This window comes from Pseudomonas sp. UW4 (assembly GCF_000316175.1).
Lineage (GTDB): Bacteria > Pseudomonadota > Gammaproteobacteria > Pseudomonadales > Pseudomonadaceae > Aquipseudomonas > Aquipseudomonas laurylsulfatiphila.
In genome coordinates, this window is record NC_019670.1 from 1,846,189 (window position 1) to 1,873,050 (window position 26,862).

20 protein-coding genes are annotated in these 26,862 nt (G+C 61.7%); 12 read left to right on the forward strand and 8 right to left on the reverse strand.

Annotated features, from left to right (window positions below):
- Positions 1–9 precede the first annotated feature (9 nt).
- Both PPUTUW4_RS08030 and pvdM read right to left on the reverse strand, forming a co-directional pair.
- Positions 10–1,290 (reverse strand): aminotransferase class V-fold PLP-dependent enzyme, encoded by a 1,281-nt coding sequence (locus PPUTUW4_RS08030; RefSeq protein ID WP_015094166.1) that lies wholly within the window; start codon positions 1,288–1,290, stop codon positions 10–12.
- Between the two features lie 30 nt (positions 1,291–1,320).
- Entirely contained in the window at positions 1,321–2,670 is a 1,350-nt protein-coding gene (gene pvdM, locus PPUTUW4_RS08035; RefSeq protein ID WP_015094167.1) for a pyoverdine-tailoring dipeptidase-like protein PvdM, read from the reverse strand.
- A 242-nt stretch (positions 2,671–2,912) separates the two neighbouring features.
- On the opposite strand from pvdM, the gene PPUTUW4_RS08040 reads away from it, so the two are divergent.
- Positions 2,913–4,532: a hypothetical protein gene (locus PPUTUW4_RS08040; RefSeq protein WP_015094168.1), complete on the forward strand. Its 1,620-nt coding sequence runs from the start codon at positions 2,913–2,915 to the stop codon at positions 4,530–4,532.
- A gap of 132 nt (positions 4,533–4,664) precedes the next feature.
- Here the strand turns inward: PPUTUW4_RS08040 and PPUTUW4_RS08045 are convergent, their stop codons facing one another.
- The 3 genes from PPUTUW4_RS08045 to PPUTUW4_RS08055 are packed head-to-tail and all read right to left on the reverse strand — an operon-like array spanning position 4,665 to position 9,213.
- Positions 4,665–6,059, reverse strand: coding sequence for an efflux transporter outer membrane subunit (locus tag PPUTUW4_RS08045; RefSeq protein ID WP_015094169.1), 1,395 nt, complete (start codon positions 6,057–6,059; stop codon positions 4,665–4,667).
- A 7-nt stretch (positions 6,060–6,066) separates the two neighbouring features.
- Positions 6,067–8,040: a MacB family efflux pump subunit gene (locus PPUTUW4_RS08050; protein ID WP_015094170.1), complete on the reverse strand. Its 1,974-nt coding sequence runs from the start codon at positions 8,038–8,040 to the stop codon at positions 6,067–6,069.
- Positions 8,041–9,213, reverse strand: a complete 1,173-nt coding sequence (locus PPUTUW4_RS08055) for an efflux RND transporter periplasmic adaptor subunit (RefSeq protein ID WP_015094171.1) — start codon at positions 9,211–9,213, stop codon at positions 8,041–8,043.
- Positions 9,214–9,483: 270 nt separating this feature from the next.
- On the opposite strand from PPUTUW4_RS08055, the gene PPUTUW4_RS08060 reads away from it, so the two are divergent.
- The 7 genes from PPUTUW4_RS08060 to PPUTUW4_RS08090 all read left to right on the forward strand — a co-directional run bounded on the left by PPUTUW4_RS08060 (position 9,484) and on the right by PPUTUW4_RS08090 (position 20,098).
- On the forward strand, positions 9,484–9,966 hold the full coding sequence (locus tag PPUTUW4_RS08060) for a sigma-70 family RNA polymerase sigma factor (RefSeq protein WP_015094172.1): 483 nt from the start codon (positions 9,484–9,486) through the stop codon (positions 9,964–9,966).
- Between the two features lie 147 nt (positions 9,967–10,113).
- A complete protein-coding gene (locus tag PPUTUW4_RS08065; protein ID WP_015094173.1) occupies positions 10,114–11,451 on the forward strand; it encodes a SidA/IucD/PvdA family monooxygenase in 1,338 nt (445 codons plus the stop codon).
- Positions 11,452–12,020: 569 nt separating this feature from the next.
- Positions 12,021–14,735 carry a magnesium-translocating P-type ATPase gene (mgtA, locus tag PPUTUW4_RS08070; protein ID WP_015094174.1) on the forward strand — a complete coding sequence of 905 codons (2,715 nt, stop codon included), beginning with the start codon at positions 12,021–12,023 and terminating at the stop codon, positions 14,733–14,735.
- Positions 14,736–14,875: 140 nt separating this feature from the next.
- The gene (locus tag PPUTUW4_RS08075) at positions 14,876–15,592 is read left to right on the forward strand and encodes an MgtC/SapB family protein (RefSeq protein WP_015094175.1); all 717 of its coding nucleotides are present in this window, start codon (positions 14,876–14,878) and stop codon (positions 15,590–15,592) included.
- Between the two features lie 128 nt (positions 15,593–15,720).
- Positions 15,721–16,122 carry a hypothetical protein gene (locus PPUTUW4_RS08080; protein WP_015094176.1) on the forward strand — a complete coding sequence of 134 codons (402 nt, stop codon included), beginning with the start codon at positions 15,721–15,723 and terminating at the stop codon, positions 16,120–16,122.
- A 109-nt stretch (positions 16,123–16,231) separates the two neighbouring features.
- Positions 16,232–16,858, forward strand: coding sequence for a response regulator transcription factor (locus PPUTUW4_RS08085; protein WP_015094177.1), 627 nt, complete (start codon positions 16,232–16,234; stop codon positions 16,856–16,858).
- Complete coding sequence (locus PPUTUW4_RS08090) at positions 16,859–20,098, forward strand: transporter substrate-binding domain-containing protein (RefSeq protein WP_015094178.1); 3,240 nt, start codon at positions 16,859–16,861, stop codon at positions 20,096–20,098.
- A 3-nt stretch (positions 20,099–20,101) separates the two neighbouring features.
- Here PPUTUW4_RS08090 and dkgB read toward each other — a convergent pair whose 3' ends face one another.
- The 3 genes from dkgB to PPUTUW4_RS08105 all read right to left on the reverse strand — a co-directional run bounded on the left by dkgB (position 20,102) and on the right by PPUTUW4_RS08105 (position 22,712).
- Complete coding sequence (gene dkgB / locus PPUTUW4_RS08095; RefSeq protein ID WP_015094179.1) at positions 20,102–20,905, reverse strand: 2,5-didehydrogluconate reductase DkgB; 804 nt, start codon at positions 20,903–20,905, stop codon at positions 20,102–20,104.
- 234 nt (positions 20,906–21,139) lie between these two features.
- Complete coding sequence (locus tag PPUTUW4_RS08100) at positions 21,140–21,679, reverse strand: PaaI family thioesterase (RefSeq protein WP_015094180.1); 540 nt, start codon at positions 21,677–21,679, stop codon at positions 21,140–21,142.
- Between the two features lie 124 nt (positions 21,680–21,803).
- Positions 21,804–22,712, reverse strand: coding sequence for a LysR family transcriptional regulator (locus tag PPUTUW4_RS08105; RefSeq protein ID WP_041474809.1), 909 nt, complete (start codon positions 22,710–22,712; stop codon positions 21,804–21,806).
- A gap of 106 nt (positions 22,713–22,818) precedes the next feature.
- On the opposite strand from PPUTUW4_RS08105, the gene PPUTUW4_RS08110 reads away from it, so the two are divergent.
- From PPUTUW4_RS08110 to PPUTUW4_RS08125, 4 genes are all read left to right on the forward strand, one after another.
- Positions 22,819–23,685, forward strand: coding sequence for a pirin family protein (locus PPUTUW4_RS08110; RefSeq protein ID WP_015094182.1), 867 nt, complete (start codon positions 22,819–22,821; stop codon positions 23,683–23,685).
- Positions 23,686–23,778: 93 nt separating this feature from the next.
- Positions 23,779–24,462, forward strand: coding sequence for an isochorismatase family protein (locus PPUTUW4_RS08115; protein WP_015094183.1), 684 nt, complete (start codon positions 23,779–23,781; stop codon positions 24,460–24,462).
- 56 nt (positions 24,463–24,518) lie between these two features.
- Positions 24,519–25,145, forward strand: a complete 627-nt coding sequence (gene ycaC, locus PPUTUW4_RS08120; protein ID WP_007977984.1) for an isochorismate family cysteine hydrolase YcaC — start codon at positions 24,519–24,521, stop codon at positions 25,143–25,145.
- A gap of 214 nt (positions 25,146–25,359) precedes the next feature.
- Entirely contained in the window at positions 25,360–26,802 is a 1,443-nt protein-coding gene (locus PPUTUW4_RS08125; protein ID WP_015094184.1) for a mechanosensitive ion channel domain-containing protein, read from the forward strand.
- The last annotated feature ends 60 nt before the right edge of the window (positions 26,803–26,862 follow it).

Below are 26,862 nucleotides of genomic sequence, written 5' to 3' on the forward strand. Positions count from 1 at the left end.
CTCGCTCAGTCAGGCCTGGTTGGCCAGCAGTTCCATCAGGCGGTCGATATGCGCTTGGGTATTGAGCAACCCCGGCGACACTCGAATGATCGGCCCGACATCACGGTCCACGGCATCGCACACCACGCGCTGATCCATCAGGTAGTTGGCGACTTCTTCGCAGTCGCGGTTCTTGATGCGGAAGAAGGTGAAACCGGCGGAATACTCCGGTGACAGTGGCGTGACCAGCTCCACCGACGGGTGCTGCTGCAAGCGTTTTTTCAGGTAGCTGTTGATGTCATGGATGCGTGCCGCGACTTCGGCCTTGCCCAGGTCCAGGTGCAACTTGAAGGCTTCGGTCAATGCCCAGCGGTGTTCGAACGAGTGATAGCCGCCGTAGGTCATCACCGTGGAAAATTGCGTGGCTTCGGAGAAGGTCGGGATGGTCGGGGTCACGTCCTTGAGCTCGTCGGAACGGGCGCAGATGATCCCGGTGCCCCGTGGGCCGAACATCCATTTGTGGGTGCCGGCGATGAAGAAATCGCAGTGCATGTCCGGGAAGTCGAGGTTCTCCACGCCGAAGCCGTGGACGCCATCGATCACGTAGAGGATGCGGTCCTTATCCTCGCGGCCACGGTTTTTCTCTTCCACCAGTTTGCCGATCTCGCCGATGGGCAGCTTCACGCCGCTGCCGGAGTGCACCCAGGTCATGCCCAGTACGCGGGTCTCGGGGCGAATGTTGCGTTCAATCGCGGCCAGCACTTCGGCGGTCGAGACCTTGTACGGGTCTTCGAACAATCTGATCTTGCGAACCCGGGTGCCGTCCTTCTGGGTACGGTATTCGAACACGCTGTTAGCGGCGTAGTGCTCGTGTTCGCTGGTGAGGATCTCCTGGTCCGGGCGCACGTGGATGCCGGCGTAGATCATCGCCAGGCCTTCGGTGGTGCTGCCGGTCAGGGCGATCTGCGACGGCTTGGCTTTCAGATAGCGCCCGGCCCAGACGCGCACCTCTTCTTCGCGGCGTTCGGTTTCGCCGCGATGCCAGTCCATGGCAAGGCCCGGGTTGCGATCGAGGTTGGCGCGGTGCATCTCGATGGCTTCACGCACCGGACGCGGGTGCGAGGTCACCAGGAAGTTGGCGAAGTGCAGGTAGTTCGGGTCCTGCGTGAACAATTGGCGCAACTGGTCCCATTTGTCCTTGGGCAAGGGCGCCGGGACAGTGGCCAGTGCCGGCAGGTTCACGGCCGAGGCCAAGGGAATGCCGGCCGCCAGAATGCCGGCCTGCTTGAGGAATGAACGACGGTTGGTCATGGGTTCGGTTCGCTTTGGCAAAAGGAAAAATCAGTTCTGGACCACGGGCCGGGAGGACTTTTGCACCTGGTCCCAGACCCGCAGGAAATTGCCGCCCCAGAGCTTGGCGATGTCGGCCTCGCTGTAGCCGCGGCTGATCAGTTCGGCGGTCACGTTGCGGGCTTCGCTGACGTCTTTCCAGCCGTCGAGGCCGCCGCCATCGTTGAAGTCGGAACTGATGCCGACGTGGTCGATGCCGATTTTTTTCACGGCGTAATCGATCGCGTCGCCGTAATCCTTGAGACTGGCCTTGGGTTCTTCGTCGAGGATTGAATAGAGCTGGCTGGCGTATTCGCCGAAGCGCTGCTCGGGCCAGACGGTGATCACCGGGTCACCCGGCATCAGGGCCATCTCCAGGCCTTGCAGTGGTTGCAGGTCGAAGCGCGCGCGCAGGGCGTTGAGCTTGTCCTGGGTGGCCTGGCTCAGCGGGCGGATGTAGGTCGGGAAACCGACAATCTGCACCACGCCGCCGCTGTTCTTGATCAACTGCATTTCCGCATCGCTGAGGTTGCGCGGGATGTCCACCAAGGCGCGCGGCGCCGAGTGCGAGGCGACCATCGGCGTGCGGCTCAGGTGCGCGACTTGCTCCAGGGCCTTGGTCGACATCTGCGACACATCGATGATCACGCCCAGGTCGTTGAGACGCTGCACTGCTTGCTTGCCGATGTCCGACAGCCCGCCGAGGGCGTCCCGCGAGTCATTGAAGAACGGCAGCGGCCGCGACGAGTCGGCCCAGGCGTTGTTGCCCACGTAGCTGAAGCCGAACATGCGCATGCCTCGCGCCGCCCACTTGTCCAGGGCGTTGAGGTCATTGCCCAGCGGGTAGGCGTTGAGCATGCTGATGAATATCGCGAACTTGCCTTCGCCGTGCAGGCGACGGAAGTCGTCGGGGGTGTAGGCGATGGCGACTTGATGGGGGAAGTCGCGCACCATCGCGCTGATGATCTTGTAGCGGGTTTCCTGCTCGTGTCGGGCCTCGTCGACGAAACCGGCGGTAGGGCGATGGGGCGCGTTGGGGCCGTTCCAGATTTCCGGCCAGCCGAAAATCGTCAGCGCCGCCCCGGAGAGGCGCCCGCGTCCGGTCTTGACCAGGTCGAACTGGCCTTCGCCGTCCTTGTCGACTTCGTTGCCGGCGGTGCCGAAGTCCATCGGTATGGTGATGTGGCTGTCGAACGAGAGGATACGCTCCTGCAGTTGATCGGCCTGTTTCATCACCTTCACCGGGTAGCCGGGATTGTCCCTGAACCAATAGTCCCAAGCCCCGAAGCCTGCCCCCGCGCTGATCGCCAGGGCCAGCGGCAAGCCGATGAAAAGAGCCTTTTTCGAACGTGGTTTTGTCATTGCCGTCTCAGTCAGGTTCGCCGTCGGGGATCAGGCGCGGGGGCCTTTGCTATCTGGGGGGAACGAGTGGCCGGGCTGAGAATTTAGTTGTTTGTGCCGGCCTCTTCGCGAGCAGGCTCGCTCCCACATGGGAATGCGGTCGCCTGTGGGAGCGAGCCTGCTCGCGAAGCTTTTAAATTTGTCAGGGCAACAAACGTTCTAGCTTGGATAAAGCCTGCTCCATGGCTGACACAGGTAGGGCAATGACGATTTCTCGACGATGGTTCCTCGCGGGTCTGGCGCTGACCGGTGCCGCCGTGCCTGCGGTCTATTACGGGCATCGCGAACTGACCAAACCGGACCCTGCGATCACCCCGGACGAAGCCTCGTTCGACGTGGCGGACGTGGCCGGCCAGCGGTTGGCGGACGCCTTGCGCGGGGTCTGGCAGATTCGGTTCGAAGGTCGTGACGCCGGTCTAGAAGGCTTGCCGCTGGAAGGGCTGGAGGTCTTTCTCGACATCGCTCACAAAGGTCGTGGCGTCGTCGGTTTCCTCGACACTGCCGAACGTTTGCGCTCCACCGAGGAGCCCCGTTACCGGGTGCTCGGCGATCTGTCCGGGGCCAACCCGAAGCAGCTCGGTTGGCGACTGCTGGGAGCCAGCGGCTGTTGCGATTACGAGTTCGAAATGACCCTGGATGAGGTCTGGGCCGGTTTCGGTAACGCCGGCAGCGGCAGTCTCAGCGGGCGTGTGCTGGACCTCAAGCGTCCGCTGATGCTGACGGCCCAGGACCATCGCTTCATTGCCGTCAAACAGGTGTTCCCTGAAGCACGTGAACGCACTGGCCTCAATCCGGCTCTGCTGGCCTGGCTGGTATCGCCGGAGCACCGTCTGTTCCACCAGCTCTGGCATGCCTCCCGGGACAAGTGGCACAAGCTGTCCGAAGACCAGCGCGGCGCCCTGCGCGGGCTCGGCTGGCAACCCGGTCCGCGAGACAGGGAGCGCGATGGCCGAGGTGTGCGCAAGGATCGCAACGGGTCGGGCGTGGACTTTTTCTTCATGCACCGGCACATGCTTGGCACGGCGCGTTCGATGCAGGACTTGCCGTCCTGGAAGCACTTCCCGTTGCCGCAACCGGAGCTGGCGCGGGACCGGTCCGGCTTTGCCCGATACTTCGACAACCACGACGGCACCGCGCTGCCACCGACCTGGCTGGCCGAGGACGATGATGAATACTCGCAATGGGTCAGTGACATCAAGACCGGCGAGACGTATCACAGCAATTTCCAGGTCTGGGAATCGCGCTACCGTGATCCGCGTTACCTGTCGACGCTGACCCTCGGCCAGTTCGGTTCGGAGGTTGAGCTGGGGCTGCACGACTGGCTGCACATGCGCTGGGCTTCTGTGCCGCGTGATCCGTCCAACGGTCAGCCGGTGCCCTTTGCCCGTGATCCGGCGGACTTTTCCGCGCGCTGGTTCGCCGCGGAAAACGACTTCCTCGGCGACCCGTTTTCCTCCCATGTGAACCCGGTGTTCTGGCATTTCCACGGCTGGATCGACGATCGTCTGGAGGACTGGTTCCGCGCCCATGAGCGCTTCCACCCGGGGCAGGTCAGTCGGCTGCAGGTCAATGGCGTGCCCTGGTTTGCGCCGGGGCGCTGGGTCGAAATCGATGATCCGTGGCTCGGCCCGGTCACCCATGGCTGCAGCACCACGCCGGGGTTACAGGCGGGCAAGTCAGTGGAAATGGACCCGGAAACCATGAAGCTGGCGCTGCGCATTACCTTTGGCGAGGACGAGAAGAAGCTGAAGGATTTGTTCCGCAAGGTGCCGCAGCGGCCGTGGTATGCGCGCAATCTGAAGGCTAAGCAATCTCAGGCTTGATTCCGCGTTATCGTTCTTCGCGAGCAGGCTCGCTCCCACACTTGATCTTGGTCGTACACAGATTTTGTGTTCACTGGTGATCCTCTGTGGGAGCGAGCCTGCTCGCGAAGGCGTACTCACTAACGACAAAAATTACAGAGCCTGCCACCCCCCACCCAACGCCTTGTACAACGCAATACTCGCCTGCATCCGCGACAAGCGCAGTTGCACATTCAAATCCTGCGCCGCATACAGTGTGCGTTGGGTTTCCAGGACCGTCAGCAAATCCTCGGCCCCGGCCAGGTAACGGCTTTGCGCGATGTTGAACGCGGTCTGTGCCTGGCTCAGTTCCTCACTCTGCCAGCCGCGCTGTTCATCCAGCCCGCGAATGCTGTTGAGGGCTTTTTCGACGTCGGCGAAGCCGTTGATGATCGCGCCGCGATAGGTTTCCAGCAGTTCTTGCTGGCGCGCCGTGGCCTTGTCGCGCTGGGCGCCGAGGCGGCCGTTGTTGAACACCGGCGCAAGCAGCCCGGCGCTGAGGTTGTAGAAGGGACTGCGCAGAATATCGTCGACCCGGTCGGCCCCGGAGCCGATTTCGGCGGTGAGGGTCACGGTGGGCAGCATGGCGGCCCGGGCGACGGTGACGTCGGCCTGGGCGGCGGCCAGTTGGGCCTCGGCCCGGGCAATGTCCGGACGGCGGCTGAGCAACTGGCTGGGCACCCCGGCGTCGATGGCCGGCCAGGTCAGTTGATCGAAGCGTTCCTGACCCAGCGACAGTGCCTGTACCGGGCGGCCGAGCAGGGCGGCGAGGCTGATTCGCGCCTCCTCGGCCTGTTGCCGCACCAGCGGCAGCTGGCGTTGCTGCGCCGCCACCAGGCTTTTTTGCTGCGCCAGTTCAAGGGCCGTGGCCGAGCCCGAATCGAAGCGGGTCTGCACCAGTTTCAGCACGCTTTGCGCATTGGCCAGGTTCAACTCGGCGATGCGGCTCTGCTCCTGCAACGACAAGGCTTGCGCGTAACTGTTGGCCACGCCGCTGAGCAAGGTCAATTCCACGGTGGCCTGGTCGAACTCGCTGGCGTTCAGACTGAATTGCGCACTGTCGCGGCTGGCCTGCTGGCCGCCCCAGAAATCGATTTCGTAGCTGGCCACCAGGTTCGCATTGAAGTAGTCGACGGCGTCGTTATCGCTGTCGGCATCGAGCTGACTGTAGCCGCTGCCCCGCATCAGCTTCTGGCGATTGGCATTGGCCGAGGCCTTGACCTCCGGCAGTTGCGAGCCACCGGCGATGACCGTGTCGGCCTGGGCCTGGCGCACTCTGGCGATGGCGGCGGCCAAATCGTAACTGCCGAGGCGCGCCTGTTCGATCAGGCGACCCAGTTGCGGGCTGCCGAAGCGATTCCACCATTGCTGGTTGTCATGGACAGCGCCTGCGGTGTGTGGCGATTGCCAAGAGGCCGGCGGCTGGATGCCGCTGTCGGGGCGCTGGGCCGGGGTGCCGCAGGCACTGAGCAACAGGCACAGGGTTAATACACTGAGTGGCGGCTTCATCAATCGATCATTCACTAGTAAGGGCCGTGACCGGGTCGAGTCGGGCAGCTTTGCGGGCCGGCATAAAGCCGAAAACAACACCGGTGACCAGGGCGCAGCCGAAGGCGCCCAGCACCGCTATCAGGGAGAACGCGACAGCCACTTCGCTGAAAATCAGCACGCCACCGACGATCAGCGCCAGGGCAATCCCGGTGAGGCCGCCCACCACCGAGAGCATCACCGCCTCGGTGAGGAACTGGCGCAGGATGTCGCGCTGGCGCGCACCGGTGGCCATGCGGATGCCGATCTCTCGAGTCCGCTCGCGCACGGTCATGAGCATGATGTTCATCACGCCGATCCCGCCCACCAGCAGCGAAATGGCGGCAATCGAACCGAGCATCAGCGACAGGGTGTTTTGCGTGCGTGCCTCGGCCTGGATCATTGCGGCATTGTTGGTCAGTTCGAAGTCGTGCTTGCCGTCGTGCAGGCGCAGCATCAATTGCTCGATGGCTTTTTCGGTTTCCTTGACCTTGCGCGCGTCGGCGGCGGCGATGGCGATGTACTCGGGATTGTGCGTGCCGAACAGGCGCACACTGGCGGCGGAGTAGGGGATGGCAATGCGGTCGTCGCTGTCGGAGTCGCCGGAGCTGGCGCCTTTTTCGGCGAGCACGCCGACCACCTGGAAGGGTACGTTTTCGATCAGGATGTACTGGCCGATCGGGTTGGCCACGTCCTTGAGCAACCTGGTCCGCACCTTGTGCCCGATCACCGCGACCGCCGCGGCGTTCTGTTCATCGGCGTGGGTGAAGTAGCTGCCCTCGACCACCGGCCAGTTGAAGATCGCCGGGAAGTTGGTGTCGTTGCCACCGACATAGCTCATGTGATCAAGGTTGCCGAAGCGCACCCCGGCCTCCTGGCCGTTGACCGGCATGATCCGCATGACCTGGGGCAAGCTGGCAATCGCTGCGACCTCATCGAGGGTGATGATGCCCATCGGCGTACGCGGGTTGGGCGCCGAGCCGCTGAGGTAAATGATGTTGGAACCGAACGCGCCCATCTGCGCCATCACCTGGCGCTTGCTGCCTTCACCCACGGCCAGCATGACCACCACCGAGGCGACGCCGATAATGATCCCGAGCAGGGTCAGCGCGGTGCGGAACTTGTTGATCCACATCACCCGCCACGCCGCGTGCACGGCATCGACCAATTCGCCCTTCCAGGCGCCGGTGGCTTCGGCGCCTTCACTCAAGCGCTTGCGCAGGTCGACGGCTTGTAGCGCACCGGGGTTCGCCGGGTTTTGCGCGGTCGGGTTCTCACTGGCGCTGTCGCTGATGATCAGGCCGTCGCGGATCTCGATGATGCGTTTGGCCCGGGCTGCCACTTCGCGGTCGTGGGTGATGAGGATCACCACGTGGCCCTGGCTCGCCAGCTCGTCGAGCAGGCTCATGACCTCGGCACCGCTGTGGCTGTCGAGGGCGCCGGTGGGTTCGTCGGCAAGAATGATGTGGCCGCCGTTCATCAGCGCGCGGGCGATCGACACCCGTTGCTGCTGGCCGCCGGAGAGTTGATGGGGGCGGTTGCCGGTTCGCGAAGCCAGGCCGAGGCGCTCGAGCAGGGCGGCGGCGCGGGCGTGACGTTCGGCGGCCGGAGTGCCGGCATAGATGGCCGGCATCTCGACGTTCTCCTGGGCCGAACCCGACGGAATCAGGTGATAGCCCTGGAACACAAAACCGAAGGCTTCGCGCCGCAGCCAGGCCAGTTCGTCGCTGTCGAGGGCGGCGACGTTTTCCCCGGCGAAACGGTATTCGCCCGAGGTCGGACGGTCGAGGCAGCCGAGGATGTTCATCAGCGTCGACTTGCCGGAACCGGAGGCGCCGACAATCGCCACGAACTCTCCGGCATGGATCGACAGGTCGATACCGCGCAATACGTGAACTTCAGGCGCCTCGCCACCGCCGTAGGCTTTGCGGATGTCCGAAAGTTCGATCAGGGGCGTCAGCATTCAGCCGCCACTCCCGTCGACCGGGCCGATCAACAGATGATCGCCTTCTTGCAGGCCGTCGAGGATCTGCACCCGCAGGCGGTCACTGATGCCGGTGCGCACGTCGCGCTGTTCGATGCTGCCGTTTTTGGCGACCACTTGCGCGGTCTGCAGGTCTGGCTGTGCGCCGGTTTGCAGGGCGGCGATGGGGGCGGTGAGGACGTTCTGCGCCTGGTTGGCGACGAAGAACACCTGGGTGGTCATTTCCGCCATCAGCGCGTTGTCGGCGTTGTCGACGTCCAGCAGCACGGTGTACAGCACCACGCGGGCACTCCCGCTTTTGCTGGTGCTGGCGGGGCTGCCGCCGCCCTGGCTGGTCTGGTCCAGTGGCTTGGGCGGCACGGGGAGGATTTGCCGCACGGTGCTGGTCCAGCGCCGGGTGCCGCCGCTCAGGGTGGTGAACCAGGCGTGCATGCCGGGTTTGACGTGGCCGATGTCGGCCTCCGAGACCTCGGCCCACACAGTCATTGGCGACAGCTTGGCGATGCGCAGAATCAGCGGTGTCTGCTGCTGGGCGTTGAGGGTCTGGCCCTCGCGGGCATCCAGCGCCACTACTGTGCCGGCCATCGGTGCATAAATCCGCGTGTAGCCGAGCTCCGCCTGATCGCTGCGCAGGCTGGCTTCGGCCTGGCGGATCTGCGCCTGGAACATGTCGATGCGCGCCTGGGTCACGCGCAGTTCGGCCTGGGCGGTCTGCACGTCTTCTTCACGGGTGGCGCCGCCAGCGGCGAGGTTCTGCTGGCGCTGGTATTTCTGCCGGGCCAGTTCGTGTTGCGCCCGCTGTTCCTGCAGCTGCGCCTTGAGGTTTTCGATGGAGAAGCGTCCGGCATCGAGTTTGGCCTGTTGCGTGGACGGGTCGATTTCCACCAGCAACTGGCCTTCCTTGACCCGGTCGCCGACTTCCACGTGGATCTTGTGGATTTGCCCGGAGGCCTGGGCGCCGACGTCGACATAGCGCCGCGGTTGCAGGGTGCCCAGGGCGGTGACGCTGCTTTCAATGTCGGCGCGGCTGACCTGGACGGTGGTGAACCGGTCGCGGCCCGGCGGGATGAACTGCCAGGCGGCGACGGCCACCACGGGGATCAGACAAAGTGCTGCAAGCAGGGCGCGTCGGGTCTGTCGGGGGCGTTTCATGCAGGGTTCCGGCCTTGGGAAATCGGCCCGTCCGGGCAGAGACGGGGAGCTGTCCTTAATACGATGAAAGCCCCCGTGAATTTAGCTACAGACACACGACGTAACACCTGCGGGGGACTATTTATCGGGCGAGGTGAAGCAGTACTTTAAATCTATATGAGAATTACTATAAATTACACTACTCAACTGCCACTATCGTGCCACTGCTTGATCCAGCGGTCGCCGAAACGGCTCAAGGACAGCAACCGCACCCCCGTGCGGACGGGAGTCATGTTGGAAAACTACTATCGCGAGCTGGTGTGTTTCCTGAACGCCAGGCTGGGCAACCGTCAGGTGGCCGAAGATGTGGTGCATGACGCTTACCTGCGGGTCCTGGAGCGTTCCAGCGATACACCGATCGAGCAGCCCCGGGCATTTCTTTATCGCACCGCCCTCAACCTGGTCGTCGATGACCACCGGCGCAACGCCTTGCGTCGCACCGAGCCGCTGGACGTACTCGACAGCGAAGAAAGCTGCTTCATACCTTCACCGCACAAGGTCCTCGATCACGGCCAGCGCCTGGACATGCTCCAGCGTGCCCTGGCGGAACTGCCACGGCTGTGCCGCGAGAGTTTTCTGCTGCGCAAGATCGATGGCCTGTCCCATCTGGAAATCGCCGGGCAATTGGGTATTTCCCGTGCGCTGGTGGAAAAGCACATCGTCAATGCCATGAAGCATTGCCGTGCGCGGATGCGCCAGTGGGAAGGCCACTGATCCTGCGGGATTCATCAAGCCCGGTTAAATTTTGTTCCATTGTCCTCGTTCCTACTCAACAGACGACCTGTTGCCCTGCCCAAGGCCGGTCAGGTCACTTAGGTTCAATGCCCCGCTGTTGCGGGGAACATCCAGAGGACACTGGAAATGACACAGGCAATTGCATCGCCCCTCGTTCACGACCTGATCGGCGTCGGTTTCGGCCCGTCGAACCTGGCACTGGCCATCGCGCTGCAAGAGCGCGGGGCGAGCCAGGGCAAGCTGGATGTGCTGTTTCTCGACAAGCAGGCCGACTATCGCTGGCACGGCAACACCCTGGTGACCCAGAGCGAGTTGCAGATTTCCTTCCTCAAGGACCTGGTGACCCTGCGCAACCCGACCAGCCCTTACTCGTTCGTCAATTACCTCAAGGCCCACGGGCGCCTGGTGGACTTCATCAACCTGGGCACCTTCTATCCGTGCCGCATGGAGTACAACGACTACCTGCGTTGGGTGGCCGGGCAGTTCTCGGCGCAAAGCCGTTACGGCGAAGAAGTGCTGACCATCGAGCCGGTGCTGCACAACCATCAGGTCGAGGCATTGCGGGTGATTTCCCGCGATGCGAGCGGCCATCAACAGGTGCGCACCACCCGTTCGGTGGTGGTCAGCGCCGGTGGCACGCCGCGTATTCCCGAAGTGTTCAAGGCGCTCAAGGATGACGGCCGGGTGTTCCACCATTCCCAGTACCTGGCGCAGATGGCCAAACAACCGTGCGTGAACAACCAGCCGATGAGCATTGCGATCATCGGTGGCGGGCAGAGCGCCGCAGAGGCCTTCATCGATTTGAACGACAGCTTCCCGTCGGTGCAGGTGGACATGATCCTGCGCGGCTCGGCACTCAAGCCGGCCGACGACAGCCCCTTCGTCAACGAGGTGTTCTCGCCGGAATTCACCGACCTGGTGTTCCAGCAGCCCGACAGCGAACGCGAGCGCCTGGTCAACGAGTACCACAACACCAACTATTCGGTGGTGGACATCGATCTGATCGAGCGCATCTACGGCATCTTCTACCGGCAGAAGGTCTCGGGCATCGCCCGTCATGCGTTCCATACCCTGACCACGATCGAAAAGGCCACCGCCAACGAACGCGGCGTCGAACTGGTGCTGCGCAACAACGCCACCGGTGAAGTCTCGGTGCGTCACTACGACGCCGTGGTGCTGGCCACCGGTTACGAGCGGCAGATGCACCGCAAGCTGCTGGCGCCGCTGGAAGAGTACCTGGGCGATTTCAAGGTCGATCGCAATTACAAACTGATCACTGATGAACGCTGCAAGGCCGGCCTCTACATGCAGGGCTTCTGCCAGGCCAGCCACGGGTTGAGCGACACCTTGTTGTCGATCCTGCCGATCCGTGCCGATGAGATTGCCGGTTCGTTGTATGAGCACGGCAAGCATCGCGGGCATGGGCGGTCGGTGGTGGATCTGTTGTTGGCCACGGCCAGCTGAGTTCTGCGGCGACTGACAGGCCGCCTTCGCGAGCAGGCTCGCTCCCACAGTAGCCCTGTGAACACAGGTCCATTGTGGGAGCGAGCCTGCTCGCGAAGGGGCCATTGAAAGCACCAGAATTCTTGAAAGCTGAACCCTTCCTGAAGAACCCTGATTTTCCCCCTGCAAGACTATGTAACGGGTTTACTCCCCAAACATCGGGGCGTAAGCTTCGCGCGTTTTCATCCATTACGGAGACCCACAGTGGGTACTTGTTCGAGTGACAGTTGTCGGCCGGTCTCGGTAACCGGCATTTTCTCGGCAAGATAACGCGCAGTCTCCAGTGCCGTTGTCTCGCCGACAAGCGAGCAGCGGCATCCTGATCATGGCCAGTCCCGGCCGTGTCCCGACGTCCCTCTCATCGACACTGAACAGTGCGTGGTTTCGACTTTTTGTCGTGGCCGCCGCTCTATCGACACGCCTGTCATTCGTGACCGGCGCGCCAGGCCTTGCTTTGCCGGTTGTTCCGGCGGCAGAGGCGTGGACCTGCCTGCTCGACGGTTTCCCGGCTGACCAAAGGGGCACCAGCCATGAAACTTACCCTCAAGGAATTCTTCGCAGGCTTCCTGCGTAACCGCCACATCGCCCGGCACTTCCGTCGCCTGGCGTTGCTGGAAACCTTCACCGAAACCACGGTCAGCCGTGAAGTCCCGCCCACCCTGGCGCAAACCCTGGTCAACGCTGCCGGCAGCGAAACTGGCCAGTTGCTCGACACACTCGGCTCTCACACCGATGGCTTGAGCGAGCCTGAAGCCGATGCCCTGCGCGAGCAGTTCGGCCTTAATGAAGTCGAGCACGAACAACCGCTGCCCTGGTGGACGCACCTGTGGCACTGCTACAAGAATCCGTTCAACCTGCTGCTGACACTGTTGGCGGTCATCTCCTGGCTGACTGAAGACATGAAAGCCGCCATCGTGATTTTCTCCATGGTGGTGCTCTCGACCCTGCTGCGTTTCTGGCAGGAAACAAAATCCAATCAGGCCGCCGATGCCCTCAAGGCCATGGTCAGCAACACGGCCACAGTGATGCGCCGGGACCTTGAGAACCACAGCGCGCAGCGCATCGAATTGCCGATCAAACAACTGGTGCCGGGTGACCTGATCGTGCTGTCTGCCGGGGACATGATTCCCGCCGATTGCCGGGTGCTCAGCGCCAAGGACCTGTTCGTCAGCCAGGCGGCCATGACCGGCGAATCGATGCCGGTGGAAAAATTTCCCCGGCAGCAGGACCGCGACACGCAGAATCCGCTGGACCTGGACAACATCCTGTTCATGGGTACCAACGTGGTGTCCGGCACGGCCATGGCGGTGATCCTCACCACCGGCAACAGCACCTATTTCGGCGCCCTGGCCCAGCGGGTCGGGGCGACGGATCGCGCGCCGACTTCGTTCCAGACCGGCGTCAACAAAGTCAGCTGGCTGTTGATCCGCTTCATGTTCGTGATGGCGCCGCTGGTGTTGTTCATCAACGGTTTCACCAAGGGCGACTGGACCGAAGCGCTGCTGTTCGCGCTGTCGATTGCCGTGGGCCTGACCCCGGAAATGCTGCCGATGATCGTCACCTCGACCCTGGCCAAGGGCGCGGTGTTCCTGTCGCGCAAGAAAGTCATCGTCAAACGCCTCGACGCGATCCAGAACTTCGGCGCCATGGACGTGCTGTGCACCGACAAGACCGGCACCCTGACCCAGGACAAGATCTTCCTGGCGCGCAACGTCGACGTCTGGGGCAACGACTCGGATGACGTGCTGGAAATGGCCTACCTCAACAGCTACTACCAGACCGGCCTGAAAAACCTGCTGGATGTGGCGGTGCTCGAACACGTCGAAATCCATCGTGAACTGAAAGTCGGCACGGCGTTTCGCAAGGTCGACGAGATTCCGTTCGACTTCACTCGCCGGCGCATGTCGGTGGTGGTCGCCGAGCGCGATCAACCGCACCTGCTGATCTGCAAGGGGGCGGTGGAGGAAGTGTTGGCGGTCTGCTCGCGGGTGCGCCATGGCGAAGTCGATGAAGCCTTGAACGAAGAACTGCTGGTGCGCATCCGTCAGGCCACGGCCACGTTCAACGCCGAGGGCCTGCGGGTGGTTGCGGTAGCAGCACGGCCAATGGTTGAAGGCCGCGACACCTACAGCCTGGCCGATGAACAGGCACTGACACTGATCGGTTATGTGGCCTTTCTCGATCCACCGAAAGAAAGCACCGCGCCGGCCCTCAAGGCGCTGGCGGTCCACGGCGTGGCGGTGAAAGTGCTGACCGGTGACAACGAACTGGTTACAGCGAAGATCTGCCGCGAAGTCGGCCTGGAGCAGCAGGGCCTGCTGATGGGCAACGACATCGAGCGCATGACGGATGCCGAGCTGGCGAAAGCCGTGGAGACCACCAACGTCTTCGCCAAACTGACGCCGTCGCACAAGGAGCGCATCGTCCGGCTACTCAAGGGTAACGGCCATGTGGTCGGTTTCATGGGCGACGGCATCAACGACGCCCCGGCCCTGCGCACGGCCGACATCGGTATTTCCGTGGACAGCGCCGTGGACATCGCCAAGGAGGCAGCCGACATCATCCTGCTGGAAAAGAGCCTGATGGTGCTGGAGGAGGGGGTGCTGGAAGGGCGCCGGACCTTCGCCAACATGCTCAAGTACATCAAGATGACCGCCAGTTCGAACTTCGGCAACGTGTTCTCGGTGCTGGTGGCCAGTGCGTTCATCCCCTTCCTGCCGATGCTGCCGATGCACCTGCTGGTGCAGAACCTGCTCTACGACATTTCGCAGATCGCCATTCCGTTCGATAACGTCGATGACGAGATGCTCAAGCAACCGCAGCGCTGGCAGCCGGCGGATGTCGGGCGCTTCATGCTGTTCTTCGGGCCGATCAGTTCGATCTTCGACATCACTACATTCGCCTTGATGTGGTACGTGTTCGATGCCAGCACCCCGGATCACCAGACCCTGTTCCAGTCCGGCTGGTTCGTGGTCGGGTTGCTGACCCAGACACTGATCGTGCACATGATCCGCACGCCGAAGATCCCGTTCCTGCAAAGCCGCGCGGCCATGCCGTTGCTGGTGATGACCGGGTTGATCATGGCCGTGGGGATTTTCCTGCCGATGGGCCCGCTGGCGCACTACTTCAAGCTGCAGGCATTGCCGTCAATGTACTTCGTGTTCCTGCCGGTGATCCTGCTGGCGTACATGGCGCTGACCCAGGCGGTGAAGGGGGTCTACATCCGGCGGTTTGGCTGGCAGTAATGCTGCCAGATGTAGGAGCGAGCCTGCTCGCGATGGTCGTTAACGATAACGCGTGTTTACTGGCTAAACGCGGCGCTCTTGAGACCATCGCGAGCAAGCTCGCTCCTACAGGGGATCGTGTATTTTTCAAGGATTTCATCATGCAAGCCATCAACAACCTCAACCTGACCTCTCTGCTCGACACCCTGGTCAGCCTCAGCGCGGCCTTCATCCTCGGTGGCCTGATCGGATTCGAGCGCCAGTACCGGCAGCGCACCGCCGGCCTGCGCACCAACGTGCTGGTGGCGGTGGGCGCGGCGATTTTCGTCGACATGGCCAACCGGCTTGCCGGTGCCGATGGCGCCGTGCGGGTCGTGGCGTATGTGGTTTCCGGCATCGGTTTTCTCGGTGCCGGGGTGATCATGCGTGAAGAGGGCAATGTGCGCGGCCTCAATACGGCCGCCACCCTCTGGACCTCGGCGGCGGTCGGTGCCTGCGCCGGTGCCGACCTGCTGGCCGAGGCCTTGCTCGGCACGCTGTTCGTGCTGGCGGCCAACACCTTGCTGCGGCCGATCGTCAACAACATCAACCGTCAGCCGCTGGACGTGATTTCGGCGGAAGTCACCAACATCGTCTATGTCATCGCCCGGCGTACGCAGCAAAAAACCGTGCTGGCCTTGCTCGAAGCCGAGCTGGAGCGCAGCAACTATCCGGCCAGCGATGTCGATGTGCATGCCTTCGGCACGGATGAAATTGAAATCGAAGCCACCCTGGCGACCACCTCGGTCGATGGTGATGAACTGGATGCGCTGGTGGCCAGGATTTCGACCTCGAACCTGGTGGTGCAGGCGTTCTGGAGTCCGAGTACTACGGAGTGAAGGCCAAGGTTTCCCTGGCAATCGTCAGACTAACCGGTATTCATTTAGGAATATTCCTACATAAACCTGGGGGGGGGCTACCGTAGGCTTTGCGACCTCTTGAAACCGACATCCTTTTGGAGGTCACCTTGCCGGATAAATCCTTGCGCATCCTGATCGCCGATGCGCAGCACTTCAATCGCCTGCGGATCGAGCGGCTGTTCAACCAGCTCGGCTACTTTCGGGTGGCGCCGGTGCACAGCCTCGACGAGCTCCTTCCACTGGTGGAGTACGCTGGCGAGCCGCTGGACCTGGTGCTCGTCAATGGGACGATGGCCAGCGGAGGGCTGGACCTGTTCAGTTTCCTGGCTGACAACCCGCAGGTTCATCACGGGTATATCTTCAATGAGCAGCAGGCGCCGGTGCCGTCCGTTGCGGGCAAGGTCCAGGTCAGCCAGGCCGCTCTGCCTGACCTTGCGTCAATCACGCAGTTGATGAGCACTGTCGATCGTCGCCTGCCGTTCGTCGGAACTGTCATTTCTGTCAGGTAGTTCTTTCCAGCCTTCCATGCAATTGTCTTTGCGCAGCGTTGTGCCCAACCGCTGCAGTGTCTGGAGGGCTTTTTTTGGCCCGATCGTGTTGTTTTGCACGGGAGTTGTCATGAAGTCAGCACTGATTGTGGAAGATCATCCGGTGGTTCGCTCCATGATCAAACTCATACTCAAGGGTGAAGGGTTCACGCGGATTTACGAGGCCTCCCGTGGCGATGAGGTCCTGTCGTTGATCCGGGAGCATCAACCGGATGTCGTGTTGCTTGATCTGGGTCTTCCCGGGGTGGCGGGGCTTGAGGTGATGGATCGCATAAAGGCTGAAAACACCCGATGTCGCGTGGTGGTGTTCACCTCGCTGGAGGCGCAGTTTTATCAGGACCGCTGCATGCGCGCCGGGGCTGTGGCCTATGTTTCCAAGAGCAAGGACCTGGATGACTTGAAGGCGGCGGTGAATTCGGTGATGGCCGGCTACACCTATTTCGCCCAGACCCCCTCGAGCTCCGTGGCGATGGGGCAGTTGCAACGTAGTGAAAAGCAGTTGATCGACAAACTCTCCAATCGTGAACTGACCATTCTGCAGTACCTGGCCCGGGGCTCGAAAAACCTGGAGATCGCCGAGATCATGCACCTGAGCTACAAGACCGTCAGTACCTACAAGACCCGGCTCATCCTCAAGCTCAACATGAGCTCGTCGGTGCACTTGAGGGATTTCGCCCTGCGCAATCATCTGATCTGAATGAACGTTCTCCGACGACTGGCTGGTTGGTTGCTGACGGGCCTTCTTCTTTGGGTACCGACGGTCTGTGCGCAACAGTCGTTGACCCTGTTGGGACGCTCGAGTGCCGAAGGCCTGAGCGTCAGGTTGTCGGACACCGAGTTACGCTGGCTGCAGCAAAAGGGCAAATTGGTGCTGGCTGTCTCGGGGCCGGACTATCCCCCCTTCGAGTTCAATACGGCGGGCAAGGTATTCGAAGGCGTGACAGCCGATTACGCCGGGTTGCTCGAACAATTGTTGAACATTGACATAGAGGTGCACTGTTATCCGTCGCGAGCCGACGCGCTGCAGGCCATCAAGGAGGGGCGGGCAGACCTTCTGGGAACCGCCAATCGATATGAAGCCGAGGACCCGCAGTTACAGATGTCCAGCGCCTACGCGGTCGATCAACCGGTGCTGGTCACCCGCACCGATTCCCCTCCGGTGCTTGACTCGACTCTGGCCGGCCAGCGGTTGGTGATGCTGTATCACTACTTGCCCGAATACAGCGTGCAACAGTTCTATTCCAAGGCGCAGGTCCAGCTGTTTCCCTCGACACTGGCGGCGATGGGTGCCGTGGCTTTCGGCCAGGCCGATGTCTATCTGGGCGATGCGATCAATGCCCACTACCTGATCAGCAGGAACTACCTGAACAACGTGCAACTGACCGACTTCTCGCCCATGGAGTCCGGGCGCTTTGCCTTCGCGATGACCCGCGACAACGTTTCGCTGTTGCGCATCGTCAACAAGGCTTTGGCGGCCATCACCCCCAATGAACAGATGAACATTCTGCGTCGCTGGGGGGGCAATGGCGTATCTATCCACGGCACCCGGTCATTGCAATTGAGTGTGGCGGAACAGCACTGGCTCGAACGCCACCCGCGGGTGAGGGTGGCAATCAACGACAATATTCCGCCGATTTCATTTATCGACAGCGAAGGCAAGTTTCGCGGTATCAGCGTCGATGTGCTGGCGAAAATCACTTCGCGCACCGGGCTGCAATTCGACATCCAGAGCATGAAATCAGTGACTGATATGGTGTCCGGAATCACCAATGGGCAGGTCGATGTACTGGCCGGTATCGGCCTCAGTTCCCAGCGTGAGGATGAACTGCTGTTCACCCGGGCGTTTCTGAGCAGCCCTTCGGTGCTGGTGACCCGAGCGACCGGGGACAGCCCCAGGACGCTGGAAGACATGGCGGGAAAAGCCCTGGCACTGACCCAGGGCAACATTGCCGGCGAGTACCTTCGCCAGCATCACCCGCAGATCCAGCTGGTGGATGCACCACTGTCGACGGACGCCATGAAAATGGTCGCCCAGGGCAAGGTCCACGGCGGCATCAACTCCTTGATCAGCGCTCGCTACCTGATTTCCAGGCAGTATCGCGATCGCCTGCAGGTGACCAGCACCGTGGGTGCCAACCCTGTCCGAAGCACTCTGGCAACCAGTCGCGAGGCTGCAGAACTGCATTCGATTCTGGATAAGGCGCTGTTAAGCATTCCTCCCGAAGAAATAGACGAGCTGACTCAACCCTGGCGCTATGACTCGGTGGTCGAGCAGAGTTACTGGCTGCGACACCGACAGGCGATCTTGCAGGCGTTTGCGCTGGCGGGTGTCTTGCTGTTGCTCGCGTTGGCCGGGATCGTCTGGCAGCGGCGGCAGATTCGTCAGCGTCAGCAATTGCTCGGGCAATTGCAGGAAGCCAAGGACGCGGCGGACGACGCCAACCGGGCCAAGACCACGTTCCTGGCCACCATGAGCCATGAGATTCGCACGCCGATGAACGCCTTGATCGGCATGCTCGAACTGGCGCTGAAACGGGCCGATGAAGGGGTGACCGACCGCGCCGCCATCGAGGTGGCCTCCAATGCCGGGCAGCAATTGCTGGATTTGATCGGCGACATCCTGGACGTCGCCCGGATCGAATCGGGGCATTTGTCGTTGGCGCCGGAGCGGGTCAACCTGCATGCGCTGGTGACATCGGTCTGCCGGGTTTTCGAAGGGCTGGCGATTCAGAAGAATCTGCAATGGCGGGTCGAGCTCGCCGAACACAGTGACCTCGATGTGATGCTCGATCCCGTGCGCTTCAAACAAGTGCTGTCCAATCTGCTGAGCAACGCCATCAAGTTCACCCGTGCAGGCCAGGTGAGCCTGACACTGCGAGTGCGGCCGCAAGCTCCGGCGCATCTCGCCGTCAGCGTACGGATCGAGGACAGCGGCATCGGTATCAGCGCTTTCGACCAGCAACGCCTGTTCAGCCCGTTCGTGCAGGCCGATAACAATCAGCAGACCGCCCGGCAAGGGTCCGGCCTGGGCCTGGTGATCAGTCGTACCTTGTGCGAAATGATGGGCGGGCAGTTGCATCTCGATAGTGAGCCTGGGCGCGGCACGCGGGTGGACATCAGCCTGATGCTGCCCGCCCTGCAAGCGTTGCCCGTGGAGGGGATGCCCCAGGACTCGGCGCAACTCACGACCCGGGCGTTGTCGATCCTGGTGGTTGACGATTACCCGGCCAATCGCCTGCTGCTCTCGCGGCAGTTGAGCTATCTGGGTCACAGTGTGGTATTGGCGGAGGATGGGGCGCAGGGGCTTGAACAGTGGCGCGGACAGAGTTTCGAACAGAGTTTCGAACTGGTCATTACCGACTGCAACATGCCGGTGCTCAGCGGTTACGAATTGGCGGGCGCAATACGTGAGCAAGAGCGGCTGCAGGGGTTGTCGCCTACGCTGATTCTGGGCTTTACCGCCAATGCGCAGGCTGAGGAGAAAATCCGCTGTCAGGCGGCGGGCATGGACGATTGCCTGTTCAAACCCATTCGCCTGGTGGATTTGCAGGCGTGGCTGGCTCTGCGCTTTTCCAGCACACCCCCGGCGGCAAATGACGACCCAGGCTTGGCCGAGTTCGACTTGAGCGGGCTGGAGCGCTATGCGGATACGGACCCTGAGCTGGTCGATCAACTGCTGCACGATCTGGCGCTGACCAACCGTGAGGACCGCGTGCATTTGCTGGCCTTGCACGCCAGCGACAACCGCCCGGGTTTGCAGACACTGGCACACCGGATCAAGGGCGGGGCGCTGATGGTGCAAGCGCTTGGCCTGGTCGAGTGTTGCGAACAACTGGAGCGGGCGTGCAATGACGGCCGCGCGGCACTGATCGACGCCGCCGTCGACCAGTTGCAGAAAGCCATGACCCGCCTGGACCTGCGTCTCGAGCAGGACTGAGGCTCAATCCCAGCTCGGTGCGATGCCTTTGGGACTGGTCAACCGGTGGCCGCGATCCAGTGTTGCGATCAAGGCCATGTCGGCCTCGCTCAAGGTCAGTTCGCGAGCCTTCAAGTTGCTTTCGAGGTTGGCCCGGCGAGTGGACGACGGGATCACCGAGTAACCCGATTGCATGGCCCACGCCAGGGTGACCTGAGCCGGCGTCGCTCGCAGGCGTTCGGCGATCTGCTGGATGAGCGGGTCCTTGAGGACTTCACCGTAAGCCAGAGTCATGTAGGACGTGATGCCAATGCCCTGGCTCTGCGCGAACGCGACGACCTTGCGGTTTTGCAGGTACGGGTGCAGTTCGATCTGGTTCGTGGCGATGTGCTCGGCGCCGATGGCCGCAATCGCCTGTTTCATCAGGTCGATGGTGAAGTTGGACACGCCGATCTGCCGGGTCAGGCCCATGCGTTTGGCTTCGAGCAGGGCGCCCATGAACGCTGCGACAGGCACTTGATCGTCCGGCGAAGGCCAGTGGATCAGGGTCAGGTCCAGGTAATCGGTCTGCAGTTTGCCCAGGCTTTCCTTCAGGCTGTCGATCAGTCGATCACCGGCCAGGTTGGCGACCCAGATCTTGCTGGTGATGAACAGGTCTTCCCGGGCGATGCTGCTGGCGGCGATAGCCTCGCCGACCTCGGCTTCGTTCTCGTAGATTTGTGCGGTATCGATCACCCGGTAACCGAGCGCCAGGGCGGTGCTCACCGAATCGATGAGCACCTGGCCTTGCAAGCGAAACGTACCCAGGCCGAAGGCGGGAATGGACATTGATGACTCCAGAGGTTGCAGTGGGAATGGGCGACAGTATCTGCGCCTGCATCCGTGAGAAAAACCGCTGGATTGGCAAAGCAATGTTTACCGTAGATCAAGAATCATCGGCAGTCTGGTGGGGTGATGGTGTCTGATCCGACGCCTTCGCGAGCAAGCCCGCTCCCACATTTGGAATGCATTCCCCATGTGGGAGCGGGCTTGCTCGCGAAGGTAGCGACTCGGTCTGAAGCCTTAGCCCCGAGGTTCAAGAATCATGCAAGTGGTGGTACCCGTCGCATACAACCGCCCATCCACATCATAAATCCGCCCCTCGGCCAGCGCCGTCGAGCGACCCAAGTGCACAATCTTGCCCTCGGCACGCACCGGTCCACTGGCGTTGTTCAACGCGCGGACGTAGCTGATGCGCAGATCCAGCGTGGTGTAACCCTGGCCTTTTTTCAGTTGTGTATGGACCGCGCAACCCATGCATGAATCCAGCAAGGTTGCAGCATAGCCGCCGTGAACCGTGCCCAGCGGGTTGTAGTGCCGAGCGTCCGGCGTGCCCTGGAAGATGAACAGTCCGGTCGACCATTGGATGGGGATGAAATCCATCAGCGTGCCAATCGGCGGGGAGGGCAATTCGCCGTTGCCAATGCCTTCGAAAAACTCGGCGGGGGACAACGCGCTGACCTCGGCCATGGACAGACTGCCGGGCCCGGCAAGGCGGGCGCGCATGGCCTGTTCCTGGGCGATCCATTGGGCGAGGGTGGCGTCGCGGTTAGGGCTTTGCATGACGGAGTCCTCGGTGGGCTCAATATTATGGGTGTAATCAAATTTAATATTATGCCCGAAATAAAATCTCCGCTACCCCCCCCCAATCAACTTGCCGCTTTCAGCTCAAAGCTTGCCGCTGCCTTCAAGCAATATCACTGCGGCTGAATTCTTCCCCGAGAAAATCGATCAACGTGCGCACCGACGGCAGCAGGCCGCGACGCGACGGGAATATCGCATGGATCACTCCGCTCTTCGGTGCCCAGCCCGGCACCAGTTCCACCAGTTGCCCGGCAGCGATTTCATCGCGCACCACCACGCTGGGCAGGTGCACGATGCCGATCCCGGCGACTGCCGCATGGCGCAAGGCCAACAGGTCATCGGTGACCATGCGCGGGGCATGCCGGATCATCGCCGTGCTGCCATCGGCGCCGAACAGTTCCCACTGATATTCGCGCTGCGCCGCGCCCCAGTGCAGGCTCGGCAGGCCGCTGAGGTCGGCCGGGGAGGCCGGTGTCGACAGGCGCGATAAAAAGGCCGGGCTGCCGACCACGCTCTGGGTGCTGTTGCCCAGCACCTTCATCACCATGTCGGTGTTTTCCAGCGGTGGAAAGCGTACCCGCAGGGCAATGTCGAAGCCTTCGTGAATCAGATCGACCCGGCGGTTGGTGCTCTCGATGAACACTTGCACCAACGGATACTTGAGCATGTAACGGGTCAGCATCGGCCCGACCCAGGTGTTGAGCAGCGCCGTCGGGCAACTGATACGCACCATGCCCTGAGGCTCGGAGCGGTTGCGCTCGATCAGTTCGGCGGCGCTTTCCGCCTCCACCCGCATGGCCAGGCAACGCTGGTAATACGCCTGGCCGATTTCCGTCAATGAGCAATGCCGGCTGGTGCGGTGCAGCAGGCGCACGCCGAGACGTTCTTCAAGCTCGGCAATGCGTCGGCTGAGCTTCGACTTGGGCATGTCCAGTGCCCGGCCGGCCGCAGCGAAACCGTGATGCTCCACCACTTGGGTGAAGTAGTAGAGGGTGTTGAGGTCTTCCACCATCGTTCTCCAGATAGAACGCTAAAGCTGATTTTTGCAGTCTAGCGCAGCAAAGGTCACGGTTTTAAGCTTTGTCCATGGCTTCACCACCCCCTCACCAGGAGACACCATGAAAAACATCATCGGTATCTACACCAGCCCACGGACCCATTGGGTTGGCGACGGTTTTCCGGTTCGCACGCTGTTTTCCTACGACAACCTGGGCAAACACATCAGCCCGTTCCTGTTGCTCGATCACGCCGGCCCCGCTGAATTCACCCCGACCACCGAACGACGTGGCGTTGGTCAGCATCCTCATCGTGGTTTTGAAACCGTGACTATCGTTTACAAGGGCGAACTGGAGCACCGGGATTCCACCGGCAGCGGCGGCAAGATCGGCCCTGGCGATGTGCAATGGATGACCGCTGCCTCGGGGATCCTGCATGAAGAGTTTCACTCCGAAGGATTCGCCAAAAGCGGCGGCACCCTGGAGATGGTGCAACTGTGGGTCAACCTGCCGGCCAGGGACAAAATGGCCGACCCCGGCTACCAGACGATTCTCGATGCTGACATCCCGAGCATCGCCTTGAAGGACAGCGCCGGCAGCCTGCGCCTGATCGCCGGTGAGTTCGACGGTCACAAGGGCCCGGCACGCACCTTTACCCCGGTCGACCTGTGGGACATTCGTTTGAATGCCGGCAAGTCGCTGACCCTGGGCCTGCATGAAGGGCGCAACACCGCACTGGTGGTCTTGCGTGGCACGGTTCAGGTCAATGGCCTGGAACCGGTGCGCCAGGGGCAACTGGCCCTGTTCGATCGCAAGGGCGATCAGATGACCCTCCAAGCCAGCGAAGACGCGGTGGTGTTGTTGCTCAGCGGCGAGCCGATCGACGAACCGATCGTCGGTCACGGGCCGTTCGTGATGAACACCGAGCAAGAAATCCACCAGGCCTTCGCCGACTTCCAGTCCGGACGCTTCGGCCGGATGCACGCTTAATTCGCAGCGCTTCAACACCCGACTCTACACAGGATGAGTAGGCCGGTTTTCAGGCCAGGGATGGCTGTTGCCCAAAAGAAAGAGGAAACGCACATGAGTACTGTCTACGCGGCCAACTTCAACGGCCAGAAACCGACCATCGATCCCAGCGACAGCGCGATGCTGTTGATCGATCACCAGAGCGGACTGTTCCAGATCGTCAAGGACATGGACGTGCCCCAACTGCGCGCCAACGCCATTGCCCTGGCCAAGGCTGCGACCCTGCTGAAGATGCCGGTGATCACCACGGCTTCCGTTCCCCAGGGGCCGAACGGGCCGCTGATTCCCGAGATTCACGAGGCCGCACCCCATGCGCAGTACGTGGCGCGCAAAGGCGAAATCAATGCCTGGGACAACCCGCAGTTTCACGCGGCGGTCAAAGCCACCGGCAAGAAAACCCTGGTGATCGCCGGCACCCTGACCAGCGTGTGCCTGGCGTTCCCGTCCATCGCCGCCGTGCATGAAGGCTACAAGGTGTTTGCGGTGGTCGACGCCTCCGGCAACCACTCGAAACTGGCCACTGATCTGACCGTTGCCCGCCTGGCCCAGGCCGGGGTGGTGCCGATCGACATCATGGCGACGCTCTCCGAACTGCAAGGCTCGTGGAACCGCCCCGATGCCGAGCAGTGGGCCGCTGTCTACGCCCAGGCCATGCCGCATTATCAATTGCTGATCGAGAGCTACCTCAAGGCCCAGCAAGTGGCGAACGAACACGAGGCGCTGGATTCCCAGCGCTAACCGGCTACCCCACGCCGATCTCCAATCGGCATCGATAACCTGCGAGGATTACTGCAATGACCACTTCCTACAAGCGTCTGGACAAGGACAACGCCGCCGTTCTGCTGGTGGATCATCAGACCGGCCTGCTGTCGCTGGTACGCGACATCGATCCTGATCGATTCAAGAACAATGTGCTGGCCCTGGCCGACCTGGCCAAGTACTTCAAGCTGCCGACCATCCTCACCACCAGTTTCGAAACCGGCCCCAACGGCCCGCTGGTGCCGGAGCTCAAGGCACAGTTCCCGGATGCGCCGTACATCGCTCGCCCTGGCCAGATCAACGCCTGGGACAACGAAGACTTCGTCAAGGCGATCAAGGCCACCGGCAAGAAACAACTGATCATCGCCGGCGTAGTGACCGAAGTCTGCGTGGCGTTTCCGGCACTGTCGGCGCTGGCCGAAGGCTTTGATGTGTTCGTGGTCACCGACGCGTCTGGCACCTTCAACGAACTGACCCGCGAATCGGCATGGAGCCGCATGACCGCCCAGGGCGCGCAATTGATGACCTGGTTCGGCCTGGCCTGTGAACTGCACCGCGACTGGCGCAACGATATCGAAGGGTTGGGCACGCTGTTCTCCAACCATATTCCGGACTACCGCAACCTGATGACCAGCTACAGCACGCTGACCAACAGCAAGTAACTTCGGCTTCACGCATCCCCTCTGTGGGAGCGAGCCTGCTCGCGAAAGCGGTGTGTCAAACAACATAGATGTTGCCTGACACACTGAATTCGCGAGCAAGCCCGCTCCCACATTTGTTTTTGTGGCGATTGCAGAATCCCGCCAAATCAATTGCTCCTACACTAGTGCCAATCCATGCGATCTTCGCGTCATTGGCCCTGGATGGAGTTGCTTGATGCTGTCATTGCTCACTGAACACCCATTGATCTGCGCCATGGCGCTGATCCTGATCGATCTCGGGTTGTGGTACTTGCTCAGTGCCGCTGGCAGTGCCTGGCGGCTGCTGGTGCGGGTGGTGATTTTTTCGTTGTTCAGCCTCCTGTTGTTCAACGAAGGCCTGAACCCGATGGAGCCGCCGCCCTGGGCCGATAACGTGCCGCTGCACCTGGCCGCCACCGGCTTGCAGATCGGCTGGTGGTTGTTCGGCGCGCGGACCCTGACCGTGCTGATCGGCGCGGTGATGATGCAACGGGTGGGGCATACCGGGCGCTTGCTCCAGGATTTGCTCGGCGCGGTGATTTTCCTGATCGCGGTGATTGCGGCCCTGGCCTATGTGCTGGAACTGCCGGTCAAGGGCGTGTTGGCCACCTCCGGCGCGTTGGCGATCATCGTCGGTCTGGCGTTGCAAAGTACCCTCAGCGACGTGTTCTCCGGGATCGTCCTCAACACCACCAAGCCCTATCAACTCGATGACTACATCTCCATCGACGGCATGGAGGGCAAGGTGACCGACATCGACTGGCGCGCCACCCGCCTGCAGACCTCCCAGGGCTGCATGGCGGTGATTCCCAACTCGTTGGCGGCCAAGGCCAAGATCATCAATTTCAGCAGGCCGAACGACATGTTCGGTATCTCCGTATCCCTGGAAGTGAGCCCCCACGCGAGGCCGAACAGGGTGATCGAAGCCTTGGAGCGGGCCATGCAAGGGTGCCGTGCGCTGCTGGAGACGCCGTCGCCCAGCGTCGGCCTGAAAAATGCCAGCAACACTGGTGTGGTCTATGAAATCAGCGGGTTTGTCGCATCGATGGACGAGAAACGCTCAGTGCGCAATCAGCTGTACGACCTGGCCTACCGGCACTTGCAGGCGTGCGGGGTCAATTTGTTGTCGAGCGTGGAGCCCAACCCGCCGATCAACTCGACACGCAAACGGGCGTTGCTGGACAGCTCGCCGATTTTCTCCACCCTGCGTCAGGAGGAGAAAGACACGTTCAGCCAGAACATGACCCTGCAAACCTTTCGCGCCGGGGAGGTGATCCTGGAAGCGGAGGAGGTCAGCGATCACTTGTTCATTATCGAATCCGGCGTGATCTCGGTGACCTTGATGCGCCACGGAACGCCATTCGAATCCGGACGCATGGGGCCGGGGGAGGTGATCGGCGAGGCGGGTATTCTCACCGACAGCGCGCTGCCGGCGCAGTTTACCGCCAAGACATTCTGTGGCCTGTACCGCATCGAAAAGTCATACCTCAAGCCGTGTCTGGATGCCCGTCACGACATCAACGATGCAATGAAAGCCTTGCTCGATTACCGGCTGCAAAAAGCGAAAACCCTGACTCAGGAGCTGCCGGTGGCGGTGGAGAAAAAGGGCTTTCTGCGGTGGTTGCGCAATCGGGTTTGAGCTCGGTGGTGAATGGCCGCTGCGCGGATCGCGAGCAAGCTCGCTCCCACATTTGAGTGC

Bases quoted from the DNA above. Each gene is read 5' to 3' on its own strand.
- PPUTUW4_RS08030 (WP_015094166.1), bottom strand. From the start codon at position 1,290: ATGACCAACCGTCGTTCATTCCTCAAGCAGGCCGGCATTCTGGCGGCC.
- pvdM (WP_015094167.1), bottom strand. From the start codon at position 2,670: ATGACAAAACCACGTTCGAAAAAGGCTCTTTTCATCGGCTTGCCGCTG.
- PPUTUW4_RS08040 (WP_015094168.1), top strand. From the start codon at position 2,913: ATGACGATTTCTCGACGATGGTTCCTCGCGGGTCTGGCGCTGACCGGT.
- PPUTUW4_RS08045 (WP_015094169.1), bottom strand. From the start codon at position 6,059: ATGAAGCCGCCACTCAGTGTATTAACCCTGTGCCTGTTGCTCAGTGCC.
- PPUTUW4_RS08050 (WP_015094170.1), bottom strand. From the start codon at position 8,040: ATGCTGACGCCCCTGATCGAACTTTCGGACATCCGCAAAGCCTACGGC.
- PPUTUW4_RS08055 (WP_015094171.1), bottom strand. From the start codon at position 9,213: ATGAAACGCCCCCGACAGACCCGACGCGCCCTGCTTGCAGCACTTTGT.
- PPUTUW4_RS08060 (WP_015094172.1), top strand. From the start codon at position 9,484: ATGTTGGAAAACTACTATCGCGAGCTGGTGTGTTTCCTGAACGCCAGG.
- PPUTUW4_RS08065 (WP_015094173.1), top strand. From the start codon at position 10,114: ATGACACAGGCAATTGCATCGCCCCTCGTTCACGACCTGATCGGCGTC.
- mgtA (WP_015094174.1), top strand. From the start codon at position 12,021: ATGAAACTTACCCTCAAGGAATTCTTCGCAGGCTTCCTGCGTAACCGC.
- PPUTUW4_RS08075 (WP_015094175.1), top strand. From the start codon at position 14,876: ATGCAAGCCATCAACAACCTCAACCTGACCTCTCTGCTCGACACCCTG.
- PPUTUW4_RS08085 (WP_015094177.1), top strand. From the start codon at position 16,232: ATGAAGTCAGCACTGATTGTGGAAGATCATCCGGTGGTTCGCTCCATG.
- PPUTUW4_RS08090 (WP_015094178.1), top strand. From the start codon at position 16,859: ATGAACGTTCTCCGACGACTGGCTGGTTGGTTGCTGACGGGCCTTCTT.
- dkgB (WP_015094179.1), bottom strand. From the start codon at position 20,905: ATGTCCATTCCCGCCTTCGGCCTGGGTACGTTTCGCTTGCAAGGCCAG.
- PPUTUW4_RS08100 (WP_015094180.1), bottom strand. From the start codon at position 21,679: ATGCAAAGCCCTAACCGCGACGCCACCCTCGCCCAATGGATCGCCCAG.
- PPUTUW4_RS08105 (WP_041474809.1), bottom strand. From the start codon at position 22,712: ATGGTGGAAGACCTCAACACCCTCTACTACTTCACCCAAGTGGTGGAG.
- PPUTUW4_RS08110 (WP_015094182.1), top strand. From the start codon at position 22,819: ATGAAAAACATCATCGGTATCTACACCAGCCCACGGACCCATTGGGTT.
- PPUTUW4_RS08115 (WP_015094183.1), top strand. From the start codon at position 23,779: ATGAGTACTGTCTACGCGGCCAACTTCAACGGCCAGAAACCGACCATC.
- ycaC (WP_007977984.1), top strand. From the start codon at position 24,519: ATGACCACTTCCTACAAGCGTCTGGACAAGGACAACGCCGCCGTTCTG.
- PPUTUW4_RS08125 (WP_015094184.1), top strand. From the start codon at position 25,360: ATGCTGTCATTGCTCACTGAACACCCATTGATCTGCGCCATGGCGCTG.